This window comes from Rhodococcus quanlei (genome assembly GCF_055231015.1).
Map to the genome: position 1 here is coordinate 89,835 of NZ_JBUYWD010000003.1, position 18,325 is coordinate 108,159.

Genomic DNA, 18,325 nt, shown 5'->3' on the forward strand with positions numbered 1-18,325 from the left:
CTCACGCGAGAACGGAGCGGACGACTGCGTCGGCGAGCAATCGCCCACGATCGGTCAGCACAAATCCTTGCCCGCCGCGGATCAGAAGCCCATCGACGACCAGTTGTTCCGCAGCCTGCACCTCTTCCGGTGCCAGGTCGCCCGACGGAATCCCGGTTCGCAGCCGGGCGGTGAGCATCACGCGTTCGGTGTGAATGTCCTCGGCGGTGAGCGTCTCACTTCCGCCCACGGGAAGTCGGCCCGCCGCGAGTTCCTCCGCATACCGGGCGGGGTGCTTGACGTTCCACCACCGCACGCCACCGACGTGACTGTGAGCGCCTGGACCGAATCCCCACCAGTCGCCCCCATCCCAGTAGCCGAGATTGTGGCGGCATGCACCGCCGGTCCCCTGCGCCCAGTTCGACACCTCGTACCAGGACATGCCCGCCTCGCCCAACCGAGCATCGATGCGCTCGTACCGGGTGGCCAGCACATCGTCGTCGGGTGAGGGAAGCTCACCCCTGCGAACCTTTCGCGCCAGCGCAGTTCCGTCTTCCACGATCAACGCATACGCCGATACATGGTCGACTCCGGCGGCCAGCACCGCGTCCAGGGAGGCGTCGAGGTCTTCGTCGCGTTCGCCGGGTGTGCCGTAGATGAGATCCAGGTTCACGTGGGCGAACCCGGCTGCACGCGCTTCCCGCGCTGCCGCCACCGCGCGCCCCGGCGTGTGCGTGCGGTCCAATACCCGCAGTACGTGCTGGGCAGCGGACTGCATGCCGAGCGAGACGCGAGTGAATCCGCCGGACCGCAGTGCGTCGAAGAACTCGGGCGACGTCGACTCCGGGTTCGACTCCGTGGTCACCTCGGTAGCGTCCGTCAGCGGAAAATGCGTCCGGACAGCGGCGAGTACGTCCGACAAACCGTCCCCGCCCAGCAACGAGGGTGTCCCGCCACCGACGAACACGGTGTCCACCGTCGGGGAGTCCGTCATCTGGGCAGCTGCCGCCAACTCACGGCGCAACCCCTCCATCCACGATTCGGGCGACGCCGAAGTGCCGAGTTCACCGGCCGTGTACGTGTTGAAATCGCAGTAGCCGCATCGCGTCGCACAGAACGGCACATGGATGTAGATGCCGAACGGCCGCGAGCCCACCCCGTCGGTCGCCGATGCGGGTAGACGAAACTCCGATTCGTGCGTGTTCACTGCGTTCACGACTCCAGTGTCCCAGCTTCCGGACACACCTCTGCCATGCCCGCGTACCGCCTATGTGTGACATTTCCCCCAAAATCGGTGGAAATATGTCCCCACTCTTCGTTTCACCGATCTGACGTGGCACAATCGTTGCCATGACTGGACCTGGGGTACGACTCGTGGCACGCCGCCATGTCGACCTCAAGCGTGTCTGCAGCTGCGCATGTCAGCGTCTCGGCGCGCGGTAAATTCAGCGCAGACCACCCTTCCAGCCCGTCACGCTCTTCCCGACATCCGGCCGGATTTGGATGCCCCGAGGCAGGACAGCCCTCCTCCTCGGCCCCGGACCGGTGCATCGTGAGATCCAGGAGTAATCCATGACGTCGACCACCGACGCCCCCGCGCCCGCGCCTGCACGGACGCGAAGCGCCAAGCCCGTGAAGCGCCGCGCCGAAGGCCAGTGGGCACTCGGCTACCGGGAGCCGCTCAATCCGAACGAGCAGTCCAAGAAGGACGACAACCCACTCAACGTGCGTCGCCGCATCCTCGACATCTACTCGAAGTCCGGCTTCGACAGCATCGACAAGGGTGACCTTCGCGGACGATTCCGCTGGATGGGTCTGTACACCCAGCGCGAGCAGGGCTACGACGGCACCTGGACCGGCGACGACAACGCCGACCTCCTCGAGGCCTCCTACTTCATGATGCGAATTCGCACCGACGGCGGCCAGCTCGACACAGACCAGGTCCGCACCATCGCCGGTATCTCCAAGGAGTTCGCCCGCGACACCGCCGACATCTCGGATCGGCAGAACATCCAACTGCACTGGGTCGAGATCGAAAACATCCCGGAGATCTGGCGGCGGCTCGAGGCCGTAGGCCTGCGGACCACGGAAGCATGCGGTGACTGCCCGCGCGGCATGCTCGGGTCTCCGCTCGCCGGATTGTCCCCCGACGAGGTCATCGACGCCAGCCCCGCACTGGCCGAGATCCAGCGCCGCTACATCGGTAACCCCGAGTACTCCAACCTGCCCCGCAAGTTCAAGACGGCCATCTCCGGCCTCCAGGATGTGGTGCACGAAATCAACGACGTCTCGTTCGTGGGCGTGAACCACCCCGAACACGGCCCCGGATTCGACCTGTGGGTCGGCGGCGGACTGTCCACCAACCCGATGCTCGCGAAGCGCACCGGCGCCTGGATTCCACTCGACGAGGTCCCCGACGTGTGGGAAGGCGTCGTCGCGATCTTCCGTGACTACGGCTACCGGCGTCTGCGTTCGAAGGCTCGGCTCAAGTTCCTGATCAAGGACTGGGGCATCGAGAAGTTCCGCGAGGTACTCGAGACCGAGTACCTGAAGCGCCCGCTCATCGACGGACCCGCCCCCGTTGCGCCCACCCATCCCATCGATCACGTCGGTGTCACCAAGCTCAAGAACGGACTCAACGCCGTCGGTTTCTCCGCGGTGTCCGGTCGCGTGTCGGGCACGATCCTCGACACCCTCGCCGATTCGATGGACAAGGTCGGCAGCAACTCCGTTCGTCTGACGCCCTACCAGAAGCTCATCGTCGTCGACGTTCCCGAGGACAAGATCGCCGGTCTGGATGCAGACCTCGAGGCGGTGGGCCTCACGTCCCGCCCCTCCCGCTGGCGACGCAACCTCATCGCCTGCACGGGGCTCGAATACTGCAAGTTGTCGTTCACCGAAACTCGCAGTCGTTCACAGGCACTGGTTCCGGAACTCGAGAAGCGTCTCGAGGAGCTGAACTCGCAGCTCGACGTCCCGATCACCATCAACATCAACGGCTGCCCGAACTCGTGCGCGCGCACGCAGGTCGCCGACATCGGATTCAAGGGCATGCTCGTCGACGACGGTAACGGCAACCACGTCGAGGGCTTCCAGGTTCATCTCGGCGGAAGCCTCGGATTCGACACCGCATTCGGCCGCAAGCTTCGTCAGCACAAGATCCTCGGAAACGAGATCACGGACTACGTGGAACGCATCGTGCGCAACTTCATCAAGAACAAGGACGACCGCGAACGATTCGCGCAGTGGGTCGTCCGCGCAGACGAGGAGGACCTGCGATGACAGACCTCACCACAACAACCCAGGACGACCTGCGCGCACTCGCAGAACGTGGTGCCGAAGAAATGGCAGGCGCCTCGGCACAGGAACTCCTGCAGTGGACCGAGAACACTTTCGGAGCAGCATCCGCCGGCACCGCAGACGCCCGTGGCGGCTACATCGTCGCGTCCAACATGCAGGACGGTGTGCTGGTCCATCTCGCCGCACAGGTTCACCCGGGCGTGGACGTGCTCTTTCTCGACACCGGGTACCACTTCGCAGAAACGCTCGGCACGCGTGACGCCGTCGAGCAGGTCTACGGAGTCAACGTCATCAACGCCCGCGCCGCGGCAAGCGTCGCCCAGCAGGATGCCGCGGAAGGCAAGGACCTGTTCGCTCGCGACCCGAACCGCTGCTGCGCGCTGCGCAAGGTTGCGCCACTGAAGCAGACACTGAGCGGGTACCAGGCGTGGGTGACCGGCATTCGCCGCGTCGAATCGCCCACACGTGCCAATGCTCCTCTGATCTCGTTCGACGACGCATTCGGTTTGGTCAAGATCAATCCGATCGCGGCATGGTCGGACGACGAGATGCAGGCCTACATCGACGAGCACTCGATTCTGGTGAATCCGCTCGTCGAAGAAGGCTATCCGTCCATCGGGTGCGCTCCGTGCACCAGCAAGCCAGCCCCCGGCAGCGATCCGCGCAGCGGACGCTGGGCCGGTCAGGCCAAGACAGAATGCGGGTTGCACGCCTCATGACAATCGACACCACACTCACCGACAGCACTCTCACCGAAACCGTGGCACGGCTGAGCGGACACCGCTTCGACACCCTCGACGCACTCGAGTCCGAAGCGATCCACATCTTCCGTGAGGTCGCCGGCGAGTTCGAACGCCCGGTCATCCTGTTCTCGGGAGGCAAGGACTCCACGGTGCTACTGCACCTCGCGATCAAGGCATTCTGGCCAGCGCCGCTGCCGTTCGCGCTGCTGCACGTGGACACCGGACACAACCTGCAGGAAGTGCTCGACTTCCGCGACCACGTCGTAGAAAAGTACAACCTGCGACTGCACGTCGCGAAGGTCGAGGACTACATCGCCGACGGCCGCCTGACCGAGCGCCCCGACGGCATCCGCAATCCGCTGCAGACGGTTCCTCTGCTGGACGCCATCTCCGAGAACCGCTTCGACGCCGTGTTCGGCGGCGCGCGGCGCGACGAGGAGCGTGCCCGCGCGAAGGAACGCATCTTCTCCCTCCGCAACGCGTTCGGCCAGTGGGATCCGAAGAAGCAGCGTCCCGAGCTGTGGAATCTGTACAACGGCAAGCATTCTCCGGGCGAGCAGGTGCGCGTGTTCCCGCTCAGCAACTTCACGGAACTCGACATCTGGCGCTACATCGCCCGCGAGAACGTCGAACTGGCCAGCATCTACTACGCCCACCAGCGACCGGTCTATCAGCGTGACGGCATGTGGATGACGCCCGGTGTGTGGGGCGGCCCTGCCGAGGGTGAAGCGCTCCAGACCCTGTCCGTGCGTTACCGCACCGTCGGCGACGGCTCCACCACGGGCGCCGTACTGTCCGAGGCCGCCGACAACGAGGCCATTCTCGCCGAAGTTGCGGCATCGCGTCTCACCGAGCGTGGCGCCACCCGTGGCGACGACCGAGTTTCCGAAGCGGCCATGGAAGACCGCAAGCGAGAGGGCTACTTCTGATCATGAGCGAAACCAATTCGCAGCTCGCCGAGGGTGCACAGCTACTCCGACTGGCGACCGCAGGAAGCGTCGACGACGGCAAGTCCACACTCGTCGGCCGTCTGCTGTACGACACCAAGTCGGTTCTCGCCGATCAGATCGACGCGGTGACTCGCGCATCCGTCGACCGTGGCCTCGACACTCCCGACCTTTCGCTGCTCGTCGACGGTCTGCGGGCCGAGCGGGAACAGGGCATCACGATCGATGTCGCGTACCGCTACTTCGCGACGCCGAGCCGGACCTTCGTCCTCGCGGACACCCCAGGACACGTGCAGTACACCCGCAACACGGTGTCGGGCGCGTCCACGGCACAGCTCGTGATCCTGCTTGTCGATGCCCGCAAGGGTGTCATCTCGCAGACTCGCAAGCATGCAGCGGTGCTCGCCCTCCTCGGTGTCCCGAAACTCGTGCTCGCGGTGAACAAGATCGATCTCGTCGAGGACCCGGAAACCGTGTTCCGCGATATCTCGGCCGAGTTCGGCTCGCTCACCAACTCGCTCGGTTGGAACTCCGAGGACGTACTCGAGATTCCGGTGTCGGCACTGCACGGTGACAACGTTGCCGTTCGGTCGGAGAACACCCCCTACTACGACGGACCGACCCTCATCGAGCACCTCGAGTCTGTGCCGGTCGACGCAGAACCCCACCGCGTGGGACTGCGTTTCCCCGTCCAGTACGTGATTCGTCCCCGCACCGCCGAGTTCCCGGACTACCGCGGGTACGCCGGCCAGATCGCAGCAGGCGAGGTCGCTCCCGGTGACGAGGTGGTGGTCCTGCCGTCCGGTGTGCGTACCACCGTCACCCGCATCGACACCGCGGACGGTGAACTCGACACCGCTCACGCCGGTCGCAGTGTCACGCTTGTTCTCGGCGACGACGTCGACGTCTCGCGCGGCGACACGATCACGTCCGTCGCCGATGCACCGACTCCCATCGACGAATTCGATGCGACCGTGTGCTGGCTCGCCGAGAAATCACTGCGCCCCGGCGCCCGTCTGCTCCTCAAGCACGGAACCCGGACCACGCAGGCGATCGTCGGCGGACTGGTCGAACGCTTCGACGAGCAGAACCTCACGTCGGTGCAGGGCCCGGAGTCGTTGGAGCTCAACGAGATCGGCAAGATTTCTGTCCGAGTTGCCGAGCCGATCGTTGCCGACGACTACACCGTCAACCGGCACACGGGCAGTTTCCTCCTCATCGACCCGTCTGGTGGCAACACCCTCGCCGCCGGACTCGTCGGCGACGCCATTGCCGCTGTCGAACTCGGTGACCCCACCCCGGCATGATCGCCCGATGATGGGACCGGCGACGACACCGATGGTTGCCGTCGCACACGGCAGCCGTGATCCCCGGAGTGCCCGGATGGTCTCGGCTGCGGTGGCGGCCGTTCGCCGTCGCCGTCCGGATCTGGATGTGCGGCTGTGCTTCCTCGACCTCAATGCGCCGTCGGTCGAACAGGTGCTGCACGGGCTGGCTGCCGAAGGTCACACCTCGGCGGCCGTGGTACCGCTGCTGCTCGGGAACGCGTTCCACGCCAGGGTGGATCTGCCCGCGATCCTCGACCGTGTTCGGGTTCGGCAGCCGGGATTCACCATCGTGCAGTCCCCCGTCCTCGGCCACGACGTGCGGCTGGTCGCAGCCGTCCGTGACCGCGTCGTCGAAACCGGATTCGGCGAGAGCGACTCCACCGTCGGCGTTGCGTTCGCTGCGGTGGGTTCGTCGGACGCATGCGCGAACGACCGTACCCTGCGTCTCGGAGCCACTCTCGGTCACGGAACGAATTGGGTCGGAGTGCAGACCTGCTTCGCAACCGCGAGCGAGCCGCACATATCCGAGGCCATGTTGCGACTGCGCGACGCGGGTGCCGAACGAATCGTGATCGCACCCTGGTTCCTCGCCCCCGGACTGCTCACCGACCGACTCGGTCGTGCGGCCCGTGAAACGGCACCCGACGCGGTGTTCGCACCTCCGATCGGGGCCCACGGCAACCTCGTCGACGTCGTACTCGATCGGTACGCGGAATCCGTAGCGGTCAGCCCTCACCCGCACCTGCTCACCCGATCTGCCTGACCTGCCTCACCCCGCCGCCACCGTCTGACCACCCTCCCCCGACGAATGTCACAGCCGTTCGACGGAGTAGAAGCCGTGTGACATTCGTCGGGTGCGGACCTTTCGTTTCACTAGCGCAGAGCTTCCTGTCTGCTTCAGACTGGAAGCAAGGCTAGGAGAGACGATCATGACGACAGCACCGGTTCGACACGGGATCGTGGCGGGCATCGATGGATCGGACAGCGCACTCGAGGCTGCAAGATGGGCGGCTACGGCAGCCGAACGGTTCGGCGAACCCGTCCATCTGACCCATGTGGTTCGCGGAAACACCGATCTCGCCTCACACGGAGACGACGAAGTCGCGACACGAGACGCACACCCGAACAGCCACGCGTTCCTCGACGCCGCCGAGACCGCAATCCGCGACGGTGCCGCGAACGTCACCCTCGAACGGCGAATCCGGCAAGGGCCTCCGGCGAAAGCGCTGGTCGAGATGTCACGCACCGCCCGGATGCTGGTACTCGGCCCAGCGGAAACAACCGAGATGCAGTCGGTGTTCGTCGGCTCCAACGTGGTCCGCATCGCGAATCACGCCAAATGCCCCGTCGTGGTCTGGCGCGGACCTGCAGTGCCCGCCGACCAGGACCGACGTCCGATCGTCGTCGGTGTGGACGGCAGCGACCTCAGCGACATGGCTGTGGCCCACGCCTTCGAGTTCGCCGCGTTCTTCGGGGCACCGCTCATCGCCGTGCACACCTGGTCCGAGCACTCTTCACTGGGCGGATACTCGGAGGCACGGCGCTTCATCGACTGGGGCCCCCACGAGCAGCACGAGCACGCCGTGCTTGCAGAAGCACTTGCCGGGTGGAGCGAAAAATACCCCGATGTCGAGGTCACCCACAGTGTTCAGCGCGGCGGCCCGATGCGCATTCTTCTGGAACACTCCGCCGAGGCGCGAATGGTCGCCGTAGGAAGCCACGGCCGCAATCCGTTCATGGCCTCCGTGGTGGGCTCTACGAGTCAGGCACTCATTCACCGCGCGTGGTGCCCGGTGTTGATCTGCAGAGAGGGCTGACACATCACCGACGATGACACTGCTACAGCTTCACGACAGCGCCATCTCCGGGAGTTGGGGAACCCGGGTCGCACGGGCATACACCGTCTCGCCCGCTTTGAGGCCCAGGGCTTCGCTGTCACCGCGGGTCACTTGCGCAGAGAACAACTCCCCCGTCGCAGCATTCACCAGGTCCACCCGCACCTCGAATCCGAGATGCACCACGCGCTGTACGGTGGCTCGGGTGATGCCGAGCGTTTCGGCTGTTCCTGATTCCTGCGCCAACGCCAAGCTCGAATCCCGGCCGAGCCGAATATCGTGCGGCCGCACCAGCTGCCCGTTCAGCTTGGCGACGGGACCGAGAAACGACATCACGAAGCCGTTCGCCGGGCGGTCGTAAAGGTCTTCGGGCACGCCGACCTGCTCGATCCGCCCCTTGTTCAGTACGGCGATCCGGTCGGCGACGTCGAGTGCCTCTTCCTGATCGTGCGTCACCAAGACCGTCGTGACGTGCACTTCGTCGTGCAGACGCCGCAACCAGGTGCGCAGGTCTGTACGCACCTTGGCGTCGAGAGCTCCGAACGGTTCGTCCAGAAGGAGAACCTGCGGATCGACCGCGAGCGCGCGTGCCAAAGCCATCCGCTGACGTTGACCGCCGGACAACTGTGCCGGGTACCGGTGCTGAAATCCGTCCAAACCGACGATCTCGAGCAGCTCGTCCACGCGCGTAGCGATCTCGGACTTGGGGCGCTTACGAATCTTCAATCCGAATGCGACGTTGCCGCGAACCGTCATGTGTTTGAACGCCGCGTAGTGCTGAAAGACGAAACCGATGTCCCGTTTCTGCGGTGAAACGCCGGTGACGTCCTTCCCGCCGATCGTGACGATCCCGGAATCGAGCCCCTCGAGGCCGGCGATAGCGCGGAGCAATGTCGACTTTCCCGAACCACTAGGACCTAGCAGAGCGGTCAGACTGCCCGCCGGAATGTCGATCGTCACGCCGTCGAGGGCCGCGAAGTCCCCGTAGTTCTTGCGCGCGCCGGTGACCGTGATCATGTCGTGCCCCTCTTTCGGTCGAGCAGAGTCATCAGCAGCAGAGCGACAAGCGCGATCCCCATGAGCAGCGTTGCCGCACAGTATGCGCCGAACGTGTTGTGGTCGTCGATGTACCGCGCGTGCACCAGGAGAGTCAGAGTCTGGGATACGCCCGGAAATCCGGAGGACACCATGATCACTGCCCCGAACTCGCCGAGTGCACGGGCAATCGTGAGAACCACCCCGTATGTGAGACCCCACCTGATCGCCGGCAGAGTCACGAGCCAGAAAGTCTGCAATTTGGTTGCCCCGAGTGTCGCGGCCGCCTGTTCTTGCTCGTCACCGATTTCGTGCAGGACGGGTTCGACCTCTCGGACAACGAACGGCAATGTCACGAATATCGTGGCCAGCACCATCCCCGGCAGGCCGAATATCACCTTGAAGCCGAGGGATTCGATCCCGCCGAACCATCCGTGCACTCCCCACAACAGGATGAGCGAGACACCCACGATGATCGGTGACACTGCGAACGGCAGATCGACCATCGCCTGAAGAACCCCACGCCCGCGGAATCGGCCGCGCACCAGCGCCAGCGCCGTCACGACACCGAACACCACATTGATCGGGACGACGATCGCAACGATGAGCAATGAGAGGTTCAGCGCGGAAATGGCTGCGGGCGTGCTGATCCAACCGAAGAACGTACCGATACCGTGCTCGAACGCACGATAGAGAATCATCAGAATCGGAACGAAGACCAGTCCGAACAGGTACAGCAGGGCAGCGGTGCGCAGCCCGAGCCTGACCGGCGTCGACGTCTTCACGCGGCCTGCTCCTGTCGCCTCTGGTTGCGCCCCGCGAGGATCCGTAATACGAAGAGCACCACAAAGGCGATCGCAAGGAGCGTCACCGAGACGGCGGCTGCGTTCACCTGTCGGTCGATCTCGATCTGCTGCTGAATGTATTGCGACGCAACCTGGGTTTCGCCGGGAATGTTTCCGCCGATGAGCACCACGGAACCGTATTCTCCGATTGCCCGGGCGAACGCCAGCCCTGCACCACCGAAGATCGCCGGCGCCAACGTGGGCAGGACGACCCGTCGAAAAATCGTCAAATTGTTCGCACCGAGCGACGCAGCCGCTTCCTCCACATCCAGGTCGAGTTCGATCAGTACCGGCTGAACGGACCGCACGACGAAGGGCAGCGTCACGAAGGCGAGCGCCACGACCAGCCCGGGCTGCGTTGCGTTGAGGTGAATGTCGATCGGACTGTCGGGACCGTACAGCGACAACAACACAATGCTCGCCACAATGGTGGGCAACGCGAACGGGAGGTCGATCAACGCGTTGACGATCCGTTTGCCGGGAAAGTCGTCGCGCACCAGGACCCAGGCGATGAGTGTGCCCATCACGACATTGATCAGCGCCACGACAGCGGAAACCAGTACGGTCACCTGCAAGGTAGCCAACGCGGCCGGCTCGGTCACAGCGTCGACGAACCCGCCGATCCCGTCATCGAGCGAGGCCACCGTCAACGCGGCCAGAGGCAGCAACACGATCACACTCAGCCAGAGGGTCACGATTCCGATGCCGATCGGCCCCACGGCCCCGGTGACATTCGTCAACCGCGAGCGACCACCGGCAGGCACTGTCGATGTCATGGCGGCATCACCTGGTTGCGTCACCGTAGATCCTCGCGATCGCGCCCACATCCTGCTGGAACAGATCGGCGTCGACAGTCGGCCAGCCCCCGAGGTCGTCGATCGTGTACAGCTGCTCCGGCTCGGGGAACTTGTCCGCGAACTCCTTCGCGACCCCGGGATCGACCGGGCGGAATCCTGCCTCGGCCCACAAGCGTTGTGCCTCCGTCGTGTAGAGGAAGTCTTGGAAGGCGCTGGCCTTGTCGAGGTGAGGACTGTTCTGAATCACCGCCACCGAATTCTCGATGTCGAACGTTGTCGGCGGCGTGACGTGCTCCACGGGTTCGCCCTCTGCTTCGATGAACAGGGCTTCGTTCTCGTAGCTGAGCAGCGCGTCGCCTGCCCCCTGTAGGAATGCCTCCGTCGCCTCACGCCCCGACTTCGGCTGAATCCGGACATGCTCGTCGATCAACTGCTCCACGTAATCGAGCCCTGCCTGTGGGTTCCGGCCGCCATCACTCTTGGCTGCATACGGCGCCAAGAGATTCCATTTGGCCGAGCCCGAACTGAAGGGGTTCGGCGTGACCACCTCGATCCCCGGTCTCAGGAGATCATCCCAGTCGCGAATTCCCTTCGGGTTACCCTCCCGCACCACGATCGTGACGACAGATCCGAACGGGGCGCCGCCGTAGGCGTCCTCGTTCCAGTCCTCCGCAACGAGCCCTGCATCCACCAACCGGGTCATGTCGGGCTTCACGGAAAAGCTGACGAGATCTGCCGGCGCGCCGTCCTTCGTCTTGCGTGACTGGTCCCCCGATGCCCCGTACGACTGATGAAACTCGACGTCCTCGCCTGCTTCGGTCTCCTGGAACGCCGGGATCACCTTCTCGAACCCGACTTTGGCCACCGCGTAGGCATACAGGTTGACCGTTCCGGCTTCACCGCCCGAGTCCGGCTCGGCACCCGGAACATCACTCGAACCACCGCTGCACGCACTCACCGTCATCGCGGTCACCGCAGCCAGTACGGCGAGCACCAGACGGGAGCGTCGTCTCATGTCGAGCAACCTTTCGGATGGGGCCACGCGCGCAGCCGTCGGATGGATGGGAATCGAACGATCAACTGATCGAACGGCATTCGTTCGTCAATCGAAGGCCGGATCAGCCCACCGAAAGGGCTATCGGTAACAGGCGATATCGGCGACTGCCGACACGCCGACTGCAATCAACGCCAACTCGTGGCGGACCTGGTGGGCGGCAGTATCGGGCACGGAGCCGACTTTATCAGGTGGTCGGCGCGCCACCCGAAACGACGTCAGAGTGTCAACAGCCATGCGACGACGACGAGGATCAGCAGTGCGATCAGCGCCAGTGTGACTCGTGAACGCGGCATCTATGGATCCTCCGATTTCGACGTGTCTCTGCGTAGCAGGACGAAGACCGCGGCAAGCCCGCGATCGAGTAGCCGCGCGACGGCGGCACACAGCGGGACGAGGACGAGCAGCACCAAGACCACCTGCGGTACGAACGGGAGTCCGACAACCCACAGCTCGAAGCTGTCCCACCACCCGGCCGCGCGTTCCATTCGCCCAGCTTAACGTCCGGGCACACCGGTACGCCTAGCCGGTGCGCGGCGACCGACGACGTGGGTGAGTGCGCAACCGTGCAAGCATCTCGTCCGCCTGATCGGCAATGCCGCGGACCACATCTGCCGCGGGAACCGATTCGTGAACCAACCCTGCCGCCTCGCCCGCGTAGACCACTCCGATGCGCGGATCTGTCGGATCATAGGCATCGGCCAGCGTGCTCTCTTCCGCGTCGGTCCCGTGCCAGCGGGCGGTGAAGTCGTTGGTCAACGCCCGACCGCCCCACCGCTGCGGCCACGGCTGGCTTCGGGCGCGGTCGAAGATTGCGGTGTACACGGTATCCGCACTCCCTGCGGATACCACGCGATCACGGGCGTAGTCGGGACCGATCGTTTCCGGGCTTGCCAGCAATGCCGTCCCGATCAAGGCTCCTTCGGCCCCTGCCGCGAGCACGGCTGCCAGTCCCCGGCCGGTGGCGATACCACCTGCAGCGAGCACTGGAAGGCTTGTCGACTCCAACACCTCCTGAAGCAGCGCAAGTGTGCCGATCCGACCCGTGTGGCCACCTGCTTCACCGCCCTGTGCCACCACCACGTCGACGCCGGCCGCCTCCACCACGCGGAGGTCGTCCACCGAGTTGATCTGTGACATGACCAAGGCACCTGCCTCGTGCGCACGAGGCACGTACGGGGCGGGGTCACCGAACGACAACGAGATCAACGGCGGCCGATGTTCCAGTGCGGCATCGAGCAGCGAATCGTCGTCGTCCAACGCCCACGTCATCAAGCCGATTCCGAACGTGTCACCGCCGATCTCGCGTGCCGTGGCCACTTCGTTTGCAATCCATTCCGGCGTGGCATACCGCGCCGCACCGAGTAGACCTATTCCGCCGGCTTTCGACACTTCACCGGTCAACGCACCACCGGCCCGGCCTCCCATCGGCGCGCCGACGATCGGATGATCGATCCCCAGAGTTCGAGTGAGCCACGTATCGATTGCCACGGTGTCAGTCCTCTCGCACGCTACTTCTTCGACTTCTCCTGTGCCGTGTCGGACGACAGCGCAGCCACGAAGGCTTCCTGCGGAATGTCGACTCGTCCGATCGTCTTCATCCGCTTCTTGCCCTCCTTCTGCTTCTCGAGCAGTTTGCGCTTACGGCTGATGTCACCGCCGTAGCACTTCGCGAGCACGTCCTTGCGGATCGCCCGAATGTTCTCACGCGAGATGATCTTCGACCCGATGGCAGCCTGAATCGGCACCTCGAACTGTTGACGCGGAATCAACTCCCGCAGTTTGGTTGTCATCTTGCCGCCGTATGCGCCGGCCGCGTTGCGATGCACAATCGACGAGAAGGCGTCGACAGCCTCACCCTGCAACAGGATGTCGACCTTCACCAGGTCTGCCTGCTGTTCACCGGACTCCTCGTAGTCGAGGCTCGCGTATCCCTTGGTACGAGACTTCAGGGCATCGAAGAAATCGAACATGATCTCGCCCATGGGGATCTCGTAGCGCAGTTCCACGCGACTCTCGGAGAGGTAGTCCATTCCCCCGAGCTCGCCGCGGCGGCCCTGACACAACTCCATGATGGCCCCGATGAACTCGCTCGGGGCGATCACCGTGCATTTGACCATCGGTTCGTACACCTCACGTACCTTGCCTTCCGGCCAGTACGACGGGTTCGTCACCGTATGTTCGACCCCGTCCTCCATCACGACGCGGTACACGACGTTGGGTGATGTCGAGATCAGGTCGAGGCCGAATTCGCGCTCGAGCCGGTCACGGGTGATCTCCATGTGCAGCAGCCCCAGGAATCCGCAGCGGAACCCGAACCCGAGAGCCACGGATGTCTCGGGCTCGTATGCGAGCGCGGCATCGTTCAGGAGAAGCTTGTCGAGCGCATCACGCAGTACCGGGTAGTCGGATCCATCGAGCGGATACAGACCGGAGTACACCATCGGTTTCGGATCGCGGTATCCCACCAACGGATCGGACGCGCCGCCGCGGGCTGACGTCACGGTGTCACCGACGCGAGACTGACGGACGTCCTTCACACCGGTGATCAGGTAGCCCACCTCGCCGACCCCGAGACCGGCGCTGGCCTTCGGTTCGGGCGAGATGATTCCGACCTCGATCAGGTTGTGAGTGGCACCGGTGGACATCATGGTGATCTTCTCGCGTGGCGATATGCGGCCGTCCACGACACGGACGTACGTGACCACGCCGCGATACGCATCGTAGACAGAGTCGAAGATCATCGCCCGCGCAGGACCATCCGCGTTTCCGACCGGGGCCGGCACCTGCTTGATCACCTCGTCGAGCAACTCGGCGACACCGACACCGGTTTTACCGGACACCCGCAACACATCACCCGGTTCGCAACCGATGATGTGCGCGATCTCTTCCGCGTACCGATCCGGATCAGCGGCGGGGAGGTCGATCTTGTTGAGCACCGGGATGATGGTGAGGTCCTTCTCCATCGCCAGATACAGATTGGCCAGCGTCTGCGCCTCGATACCCTGCGCCGCGTCGACCAGCAAAATCGCACCCTCGCACGCCTCGAGCGCCCGCGACACCTCATAGGTGAAGTCGACGTGCCCGGGAGTGTCGATGAGGTGCATGACGAAGTCTTCGCCGTCGACCGTCCACGGCAGCCGAACGTTCTGCGCCTTGATGGTGATGCCGCGCTCACGCTCGATGTCCATACGGTCCAGGTACTGCGCGCGCATCTGCCGTTCCTCGACCACACCGGTCAGCTGAAGCATGCGGTCGGCCAACGTCGACTTGCCGTGGTCGATGTGGGCGATGATGCAGAAGTTCCGGATCTGCGCAGGATCCGTGAACGTCTTGTCTGCAAAGCTGCTGATGGGGAACCCCTAACCTGGACCGGCACCGACCCGAATTCGGGCCAACTGTCACACCACAGGATATCCAAGGTGGACCGTGTGACCACAGGGCACCCTGGCGAGCGAATCAAATACCCAATTCATCCACGATCATCTCGGCAACGGCCTGCATTCCCTGCTCGTTGAAGTGACCCGGTTGCGCCCAGGATGTGGGGACCAACCCCTCGAACCACTTGTCCTCCGGGGCAGCGCACGGGTCGTGATCACCTTCGACGGTGGCGGCACCGATGTCGATGTAGTGCACGCCGTACTTCTCGGCCGCATCCACATACACCTGATTGAACCGTTCGAAGTAGGTGACCAGCCACTTCGCATCCTCGTCCGAGTAGGGCAACGAGGGCCAACAGCCCCGGTTACCGACCGCACCGCCGTGACCGACGATCACGATCTCCGCGTTGGGAGCCTTGTCGACGATCGCGCCGATCACACGGTCGATCTTCGGTGCGACCTTCGCGATCCCTTCGACGACCTTCTGTTCCACCTCGGGATTGCTGCGGCAGCGGCGATCCATACCGGGCAACGGAATGGCGCAGCTCTCCCGCGTGATGACGACATGGTTGGAATCGACACCGCCGATACTGATGGTCACGAGATCGGTATCGGCATCCACAACGTCGAGTTGTGGAGGCGCCGTCGTGGTCCCCATCCGCTGCGGGGTGTCGATCACATGCTTGACCTGGGCCGCGATGCAGGAAACGTCGGTGAATTCCGAAGCACCGATCCGACGGGCCAGCTTGGATGCGTAGTTCTCGTCCGAGCGCATGCAGAAGTCCTCGTGGGAGGTCGGGTCGATGAACGGGCCGGCAGCGCGCGAATCACCGAGAGCGACGTACGTCAGCCCGGTGCCGGTCGCCTCACTCTCGGTCGGCCCCGCCACGGCCACGGTGCCTGCACTCCCCCACAGCACCAAACCCGAAACTGCCACTGCAGCCGCCCTCACTACGAAACGCTTCGCCATCTCACCCACTCCACACTCGGTCGGCCCGCCCATCGCGCCGCCCGGCAAATCATGCCGTATTCGCGGTCGATGCTCACCCGCTAGGCTCGGGAACCATGGCAGGTGCGTGGAGCAGCATAGGCAGAGACCTCGGCAGGTTCGCGGTGTCGCGAGGGCCGCAACTGCTTCGTCGATTGCAACGGTCAGGGGTACTCGAGCTGGCCGGCAGAGCACTGACCGGCTCGGAGTCCGGTGCGCCGGCGACCACACCCGGTCGCCCGGTGGCGTCCACCTTCGTCCCGACGGCGCAGCGCGCCCGGCGTATCGAATACTCGCCGCAACTGGACGGCCAGGCAGATCCCGGAGAAATCGTGTGGACCTGGGTCGCATACGAGGACGACCCCACACAAGGCAAGGATCGCCCCGTCCTCGTCGTCGGCCGTGACGGCCACACCCTCCTCGGCTTGATGCTGTCGTCGTAAAGCAAACGCGACGGTCATCCCGATTGGCTCCCCATCGGGTCCGGCAGTTGGGATGCAGAAGGGCGCCCGAGTTGGCTACGCCTCGATCGCATCCTCGATGTTCCCGAAGCCGGCATCCGCCGCGAGGGCGCCATCATGGAGCCCAGCAGGTTCGATGTCGTCGCACAGCGTCTACGCAACGACTTCAGCTGGAGTTGACGCTTATCGCTGCGCCAGGTCCGCGGCTACCATCTCGGCGATCGCGGTCATGGCCAATTCGTTCGGGTGCGCCGGCTCTGCGGACGCTTGCGGGATGATCCCTTCGAACCACCGCTCCCCGGTAGGCGCACATGCATCGTGACCGCCTTCCACCGCAGCCTTCGCGATGTCGACGTAGTGCACTCCGTACTTTTCCGCAGCCTCGACGTAGATCTGGTTGAACCGTTCGAAGTAGTCGTGCAACCACACGACGTCCTCCTCCGACACCGGCATGATCGGCCAGCAACTGCGTAGCCCGACCGATCCACCGTGCCCGATGATGTACACCTGCGCGTCAGGTGCCTTGTCGACGATGGCTGCCACGGTGGCGTCCACCTCTGCCCGCATCTTGTCGATGCCCTCCACCGCAAGCCGCTCGGCTACGGGGTTGTTGCGGCATCCGGAATCGAGTCCGGGTGCCGGAATCGCGCACCGCACCGACACCGGCATGTGGTTCGAGCCACCGCCGCCGATGCTCAGTGTCACCAGTTCGGTATCCGGATCGAGCGCCTCGATCTGCGGGGGAGCAAAGCCGGTCCCCACGAACTGCGGGGTGTCGATGACGTGCTTCGGCTTGGCTGCAGCGCAGGTCACGTCCGTGAAGGTGCTGGCGTCGACCAGTTTCGCGAGTTGCGCCGGATAATTCTTGTCGGCAGAACGCAAACAGAAGCTACGGTGCGACGGCGCGTTGACGAACGGCCCCGACGCGCGCGAATCCCCGAGCGCAACGTAGGTGGGGCCGTCCCCCGTCTCGTCTGCCGCAGCGACAGCGCCGGACGACAGCACAGCGGTGAAAGCGACGCACACCGCTGCCGTTGCAGCGAACAACCGATTCTTCGTCACACCAACCACCAATCCGTACCACTGTGGCCACGTACGTCGATGGCCGTCGACGCCTCATCATGCCGCATGTTCGGCAGACGGTCGCTGCAGGCGTGAGGTCCGACTCCGCGAGCGGTCGAACCGGCCAACCTTGCCGCCTGCGAACACCAACCTTGTCGCCTGCGAAGACCGGTCCGCGACCCTGTGGACGATCCACGGTTTGGGATCGGGCCCCCAACACTGGTAACCTCGTCTGTCGGTGCGTGTGCACCCACAGCTTTCTCGACCGAAACCAGCTAAAGACGACAGGATTTTACGCGTGGCCAACATCAAGTCCCAGGTGAAGCGGATCCGTACCAACGAGGCAGCTCGACTGCGCAACCAGTCGGTGAAGTCCTCGCTGCGCACGGCGATCCGCTCGTTCCGCGAGGCTGCGGCGGCCGGTGACAAGGACAAGGCCAACGAGCTCCTCGTCGCTACCAGCCGCAAGCTCGACAAGGCAGCCAGCAAGGGCGTCATTCACGCCAACCAGGCTGCAAACAAGAAGTCCGCACTTGCGCAGGCCGTCAACAAGATCTGACGACCTCTTCAT

At 64.3% G+C, this 18,325-nt stretch carries 18 protein-coding genes and 1 pseudogene; 8 read left to right on the plus strand and 11 right to left on the minus strand.

Annotated features, from left to right (window positions below; all coding sequences use genetic code 11):
* Window position 1: 1 nt before the first annotated feature.
* Window positions 2–1,195 carry a radical SAM family heme chaperone HemW gene (gene hemW / locus ACZI8Q_RS02270; protein WP_463371875.1) on the minus strand — a complete coding sequence of 398 codons (1,194 nt, stop codon included), beginning with the start codon at window positions 1,193–1,195 and terminating at the stop codon, window positions 2–4.
* A gap of 356 nt (window positions 1,196–1,551) precedes the next feature.
* Here hemW and ACZI8Q_RS02275 point away from each other — a divergent pair, with 356 nt between their 5' ends.
* The 6 genes from ACZI8Q_RS02275 to ACZI8Q_RS02300 all read left to right on the plus strand — a co-directional run bounded on the left by ACZI8Q_RS02275 (window position 1,552) and on the right by ACZI8Q_RS02300 (window position 8,114).
* Window positions 1,552–3,261 (plus strand): nitrite/sulfite reductase, encoded by a 1,710-nt coding sequence (locus tag ACZI8Q_RS02275; RefSeq protein WP_463371876.1) that lies wholly within the window; start codon window positions 1,552–1,554, stop codon window positions 3,259–3,261.
* The gene (locus tag ACZI8Q_RS02280; protein WP_463371877.1) at window positions 3,258–3,998 is read left to right on the plus strand and encodes a phosphoadenylyl-sulfate reductase; all 741 of its coding nucleotides are present in this window, start codon (window positions 3,258–3,260) and stop codon (window positions 3,996–3,998) included. Before ACZI8Q_RS02275 ends, ACZI8Q_RS02280 begins: the two co-directional genes overlap by 4 nt.
* Entirely contained in the window at window positions 3,995–4,951 is a 957-nt protein-coding gene (gene cysD / locus ACZI8Q_RS02285) for a sulfate adenylyltransferase subunit CysD (protein ID WP_463371878.1), read from the plus strand. The genes ACZI8Q_RS02280 and cysD overlap by 4 nt, the downstream gene beginning before the upstream one ends.
* A 2-nt stretch (window positions 4,952–4,953) precedes the next feature.
* Window positions 4,954–6,276, plus strand: a complete 1,323-nt coding sequence (locus tag ACZI8Q_RS02290; RefSeq protein WP_463371879.1) for a sulfate adenylyltransferase subunit 1 — start codon at window positions 4,954–4,956, stop codon at window positions 6,274–6,276.
* 7 nt (window positions 6,277–6,283) lie between these two features.
* Window positions 6,284–7,060 carry a sirohydrochlorin chelatase gene (locus ACZI8Q_RS02295; RefSeq protein WP_463371880.1) on the plus strand — a complete coding sequence of 259 codons (777 nt, stop codon included), beginning with the start codon at window positions 6,284–6,286 and terminating at the stop codon, window positions 7,058–7,060.
* 166 nt (window positions 7,061–7,226) lie between these two features.
* Entirely contained in the window at window positions 7,227–8,114 is an 888-nt protein-coding gene (locus ACZI8Q_RS02300) for a universal stress protein (RefSeq protein WP_463371881.1), read from the plus strand.
* A gap of 30 nt (window positions 8,115–8,144) precedes the next feature.
* Here the strand turns inward: ACZI8Q_RS02300 and ACZI8Q_RS02305 are convergent, their stop codons facing one another.
* The 9 genes from ACZI8Q_RS02305 to ACZI8Q_RS02345 form a co-directional block, all read right to left on the minus strand.
* Entirely contained in the window at window positions 8,145–9,149 is a 1,005-nt protein-coding gene (locus tag ACZI8Q_RS02305) for a sulfate/molybdate ABC transporter ATP-binding protein (protein ID WP_463371882.1), read from the minus strand.
* Window positions 9,146–9,952, minus strand: coding sequence for a sulfate ABC transporter permease (locus ACZI8Q_RS02310; protein WP_463371883.1), 807 nt, complete (start codon window positions 9,950–9,952; stop codon window positions 9,146–9,148). Before ACZI8Q_RS02310 ends, ACZI8Q_RS02305 begins: the two co-directional genes overlap by 4 nt.
* Window positions 9,949–10,788: a sulfate ABC transporter permease subunit CysT gene (cysT, locus tag ACZI8Q_RS02315; protein ID WP_463371935.1), complete on the minus strand. Its 840-nt coding sequence runs from the start codon at window positions 10,786–10,788 to the stop codon at window positions 9,949–9,951. The genes ACZI8Q_RS02310 and cysT overlap by 4 nt, the downstream gene beginning before the upstream one ends.
* Before the next feature lie 7 nt (window positions 10,789–10,795).
* Complete coding sequence (locus ACZI8Q_RS02320; RefSeq protein WP_463371884.1) at window positions 10,796–11,824, minus strand: sulfate ABC transporter substrate-binding protein; 1,029 nt, start codon at window positions 11,822–11,824, stop codon at window positions 10,796–10,798.
* 120 nt (window positions 11,825–11,944) lie between these two features.
* Complete coding sequence (locus tag ACZI8Q_RS02325) at window positions 11,945–12,037, minus strand: Ms4533A family Cys-rich leader peptide (protein WP_463371885.1); 93 nt, start codon at window positions 12,035–12,037, stop codon at window positions 11,945–11,947.
* A 122-nt stretch (window positions 12,038–12,159) separates the two neighbouring features.
* Window positions 12,160–12,351, minus strand: a complete 192-nt coding sequence (locus ACZI8Q_RS02330) for a hypothetical protein (RefSeq protein WP_463371886.1) — start codon at window positions 12,349–12,351, stop codon at window positions 12,160–12,162.
* Window positions 12,352–12,385: 34 nt separating this feature from the next.
* A complete protein-coding gene (locus tag ACZI8Q_RS02335; RefSeq protein WP_463371887.1) occupies window positions 12,386–13,354 on the minus strand; it encodes an NAD(P)H-dependent flavin oxidoreductase in 969 nt (322 codons plus the stop codon).
* 20 nt (window positions 13,355–13,374) lie between these two features.
* Window positions 13,375–15,216, minus strand: coding sequence for a translation elongation factor 4 (gene lepA, locus ACZI8Q_RS02340; protein ID WP_463371936.1), 1,842 nt, complete (start codon window positions 15,214–15,216; stop codon window positions 13,375–13,377).
* Between the two features lie 106 nt (window positions 15,217–15,322).
* A complete protein-coding gene (locus ACZI8Q_RS02345) occupies window positions 15,323–16,213 on the minus strand; it encodes an SGNH/GDSL hydrolase family protein (RefSeq protein ID WP_463371888.1) in 891 nt (296 codons plus the stop codon).
* A 95-nt stretch (window positions 16,214–16,308) separates the two neighbouring features.
* Here ACZI8Q_RS02345 and ACZI8Q_RS02350 point away from each other — a divergent pair.
* Window positions 16,309–16,872, plus strand: a pseudogene (locus ACZI8Q_RS02350) (type II toxin-antitoxin system PemK/MazF family toxin).
* A 3-nt stretch (window positions 16,873–16,875) separates the two neighbouring features.
* Here ACZI8Q_RS02350 and ACZI8Q_RS02355 read toward each other — a convergent pair.
* Complete coding sequence (locus ACZI8Q_RS02355; RefSeq protein ID WP_463371889.1) at window positions 16,876–17,754, minus strand: SGNH/GDSL hydrolase family protein; 879 nt, start codon at window positions 17,752–17,754, stop codon at window positions 16,876–16,878.
* Between the two features lie 298 nt (window positions 17,755–18,052).
* On the opposite strand from ACZI8Q_RS02355, the gene rpsT reads away from it, so the two are divergent.
* Window positions 18,053–18,313, plus strand: coding sequence for a 30S ribosomal protein S20 (gene rpsT / locus ACZI8Q_RS02360; protein ID WP_012688238.1), 261 nt, complete (start codon window positions 18,053–18,055; stop codon window positions 18,311–18,313).
* Window positions 18,314–18,325 lie beyond the last annotated feature (12 nt).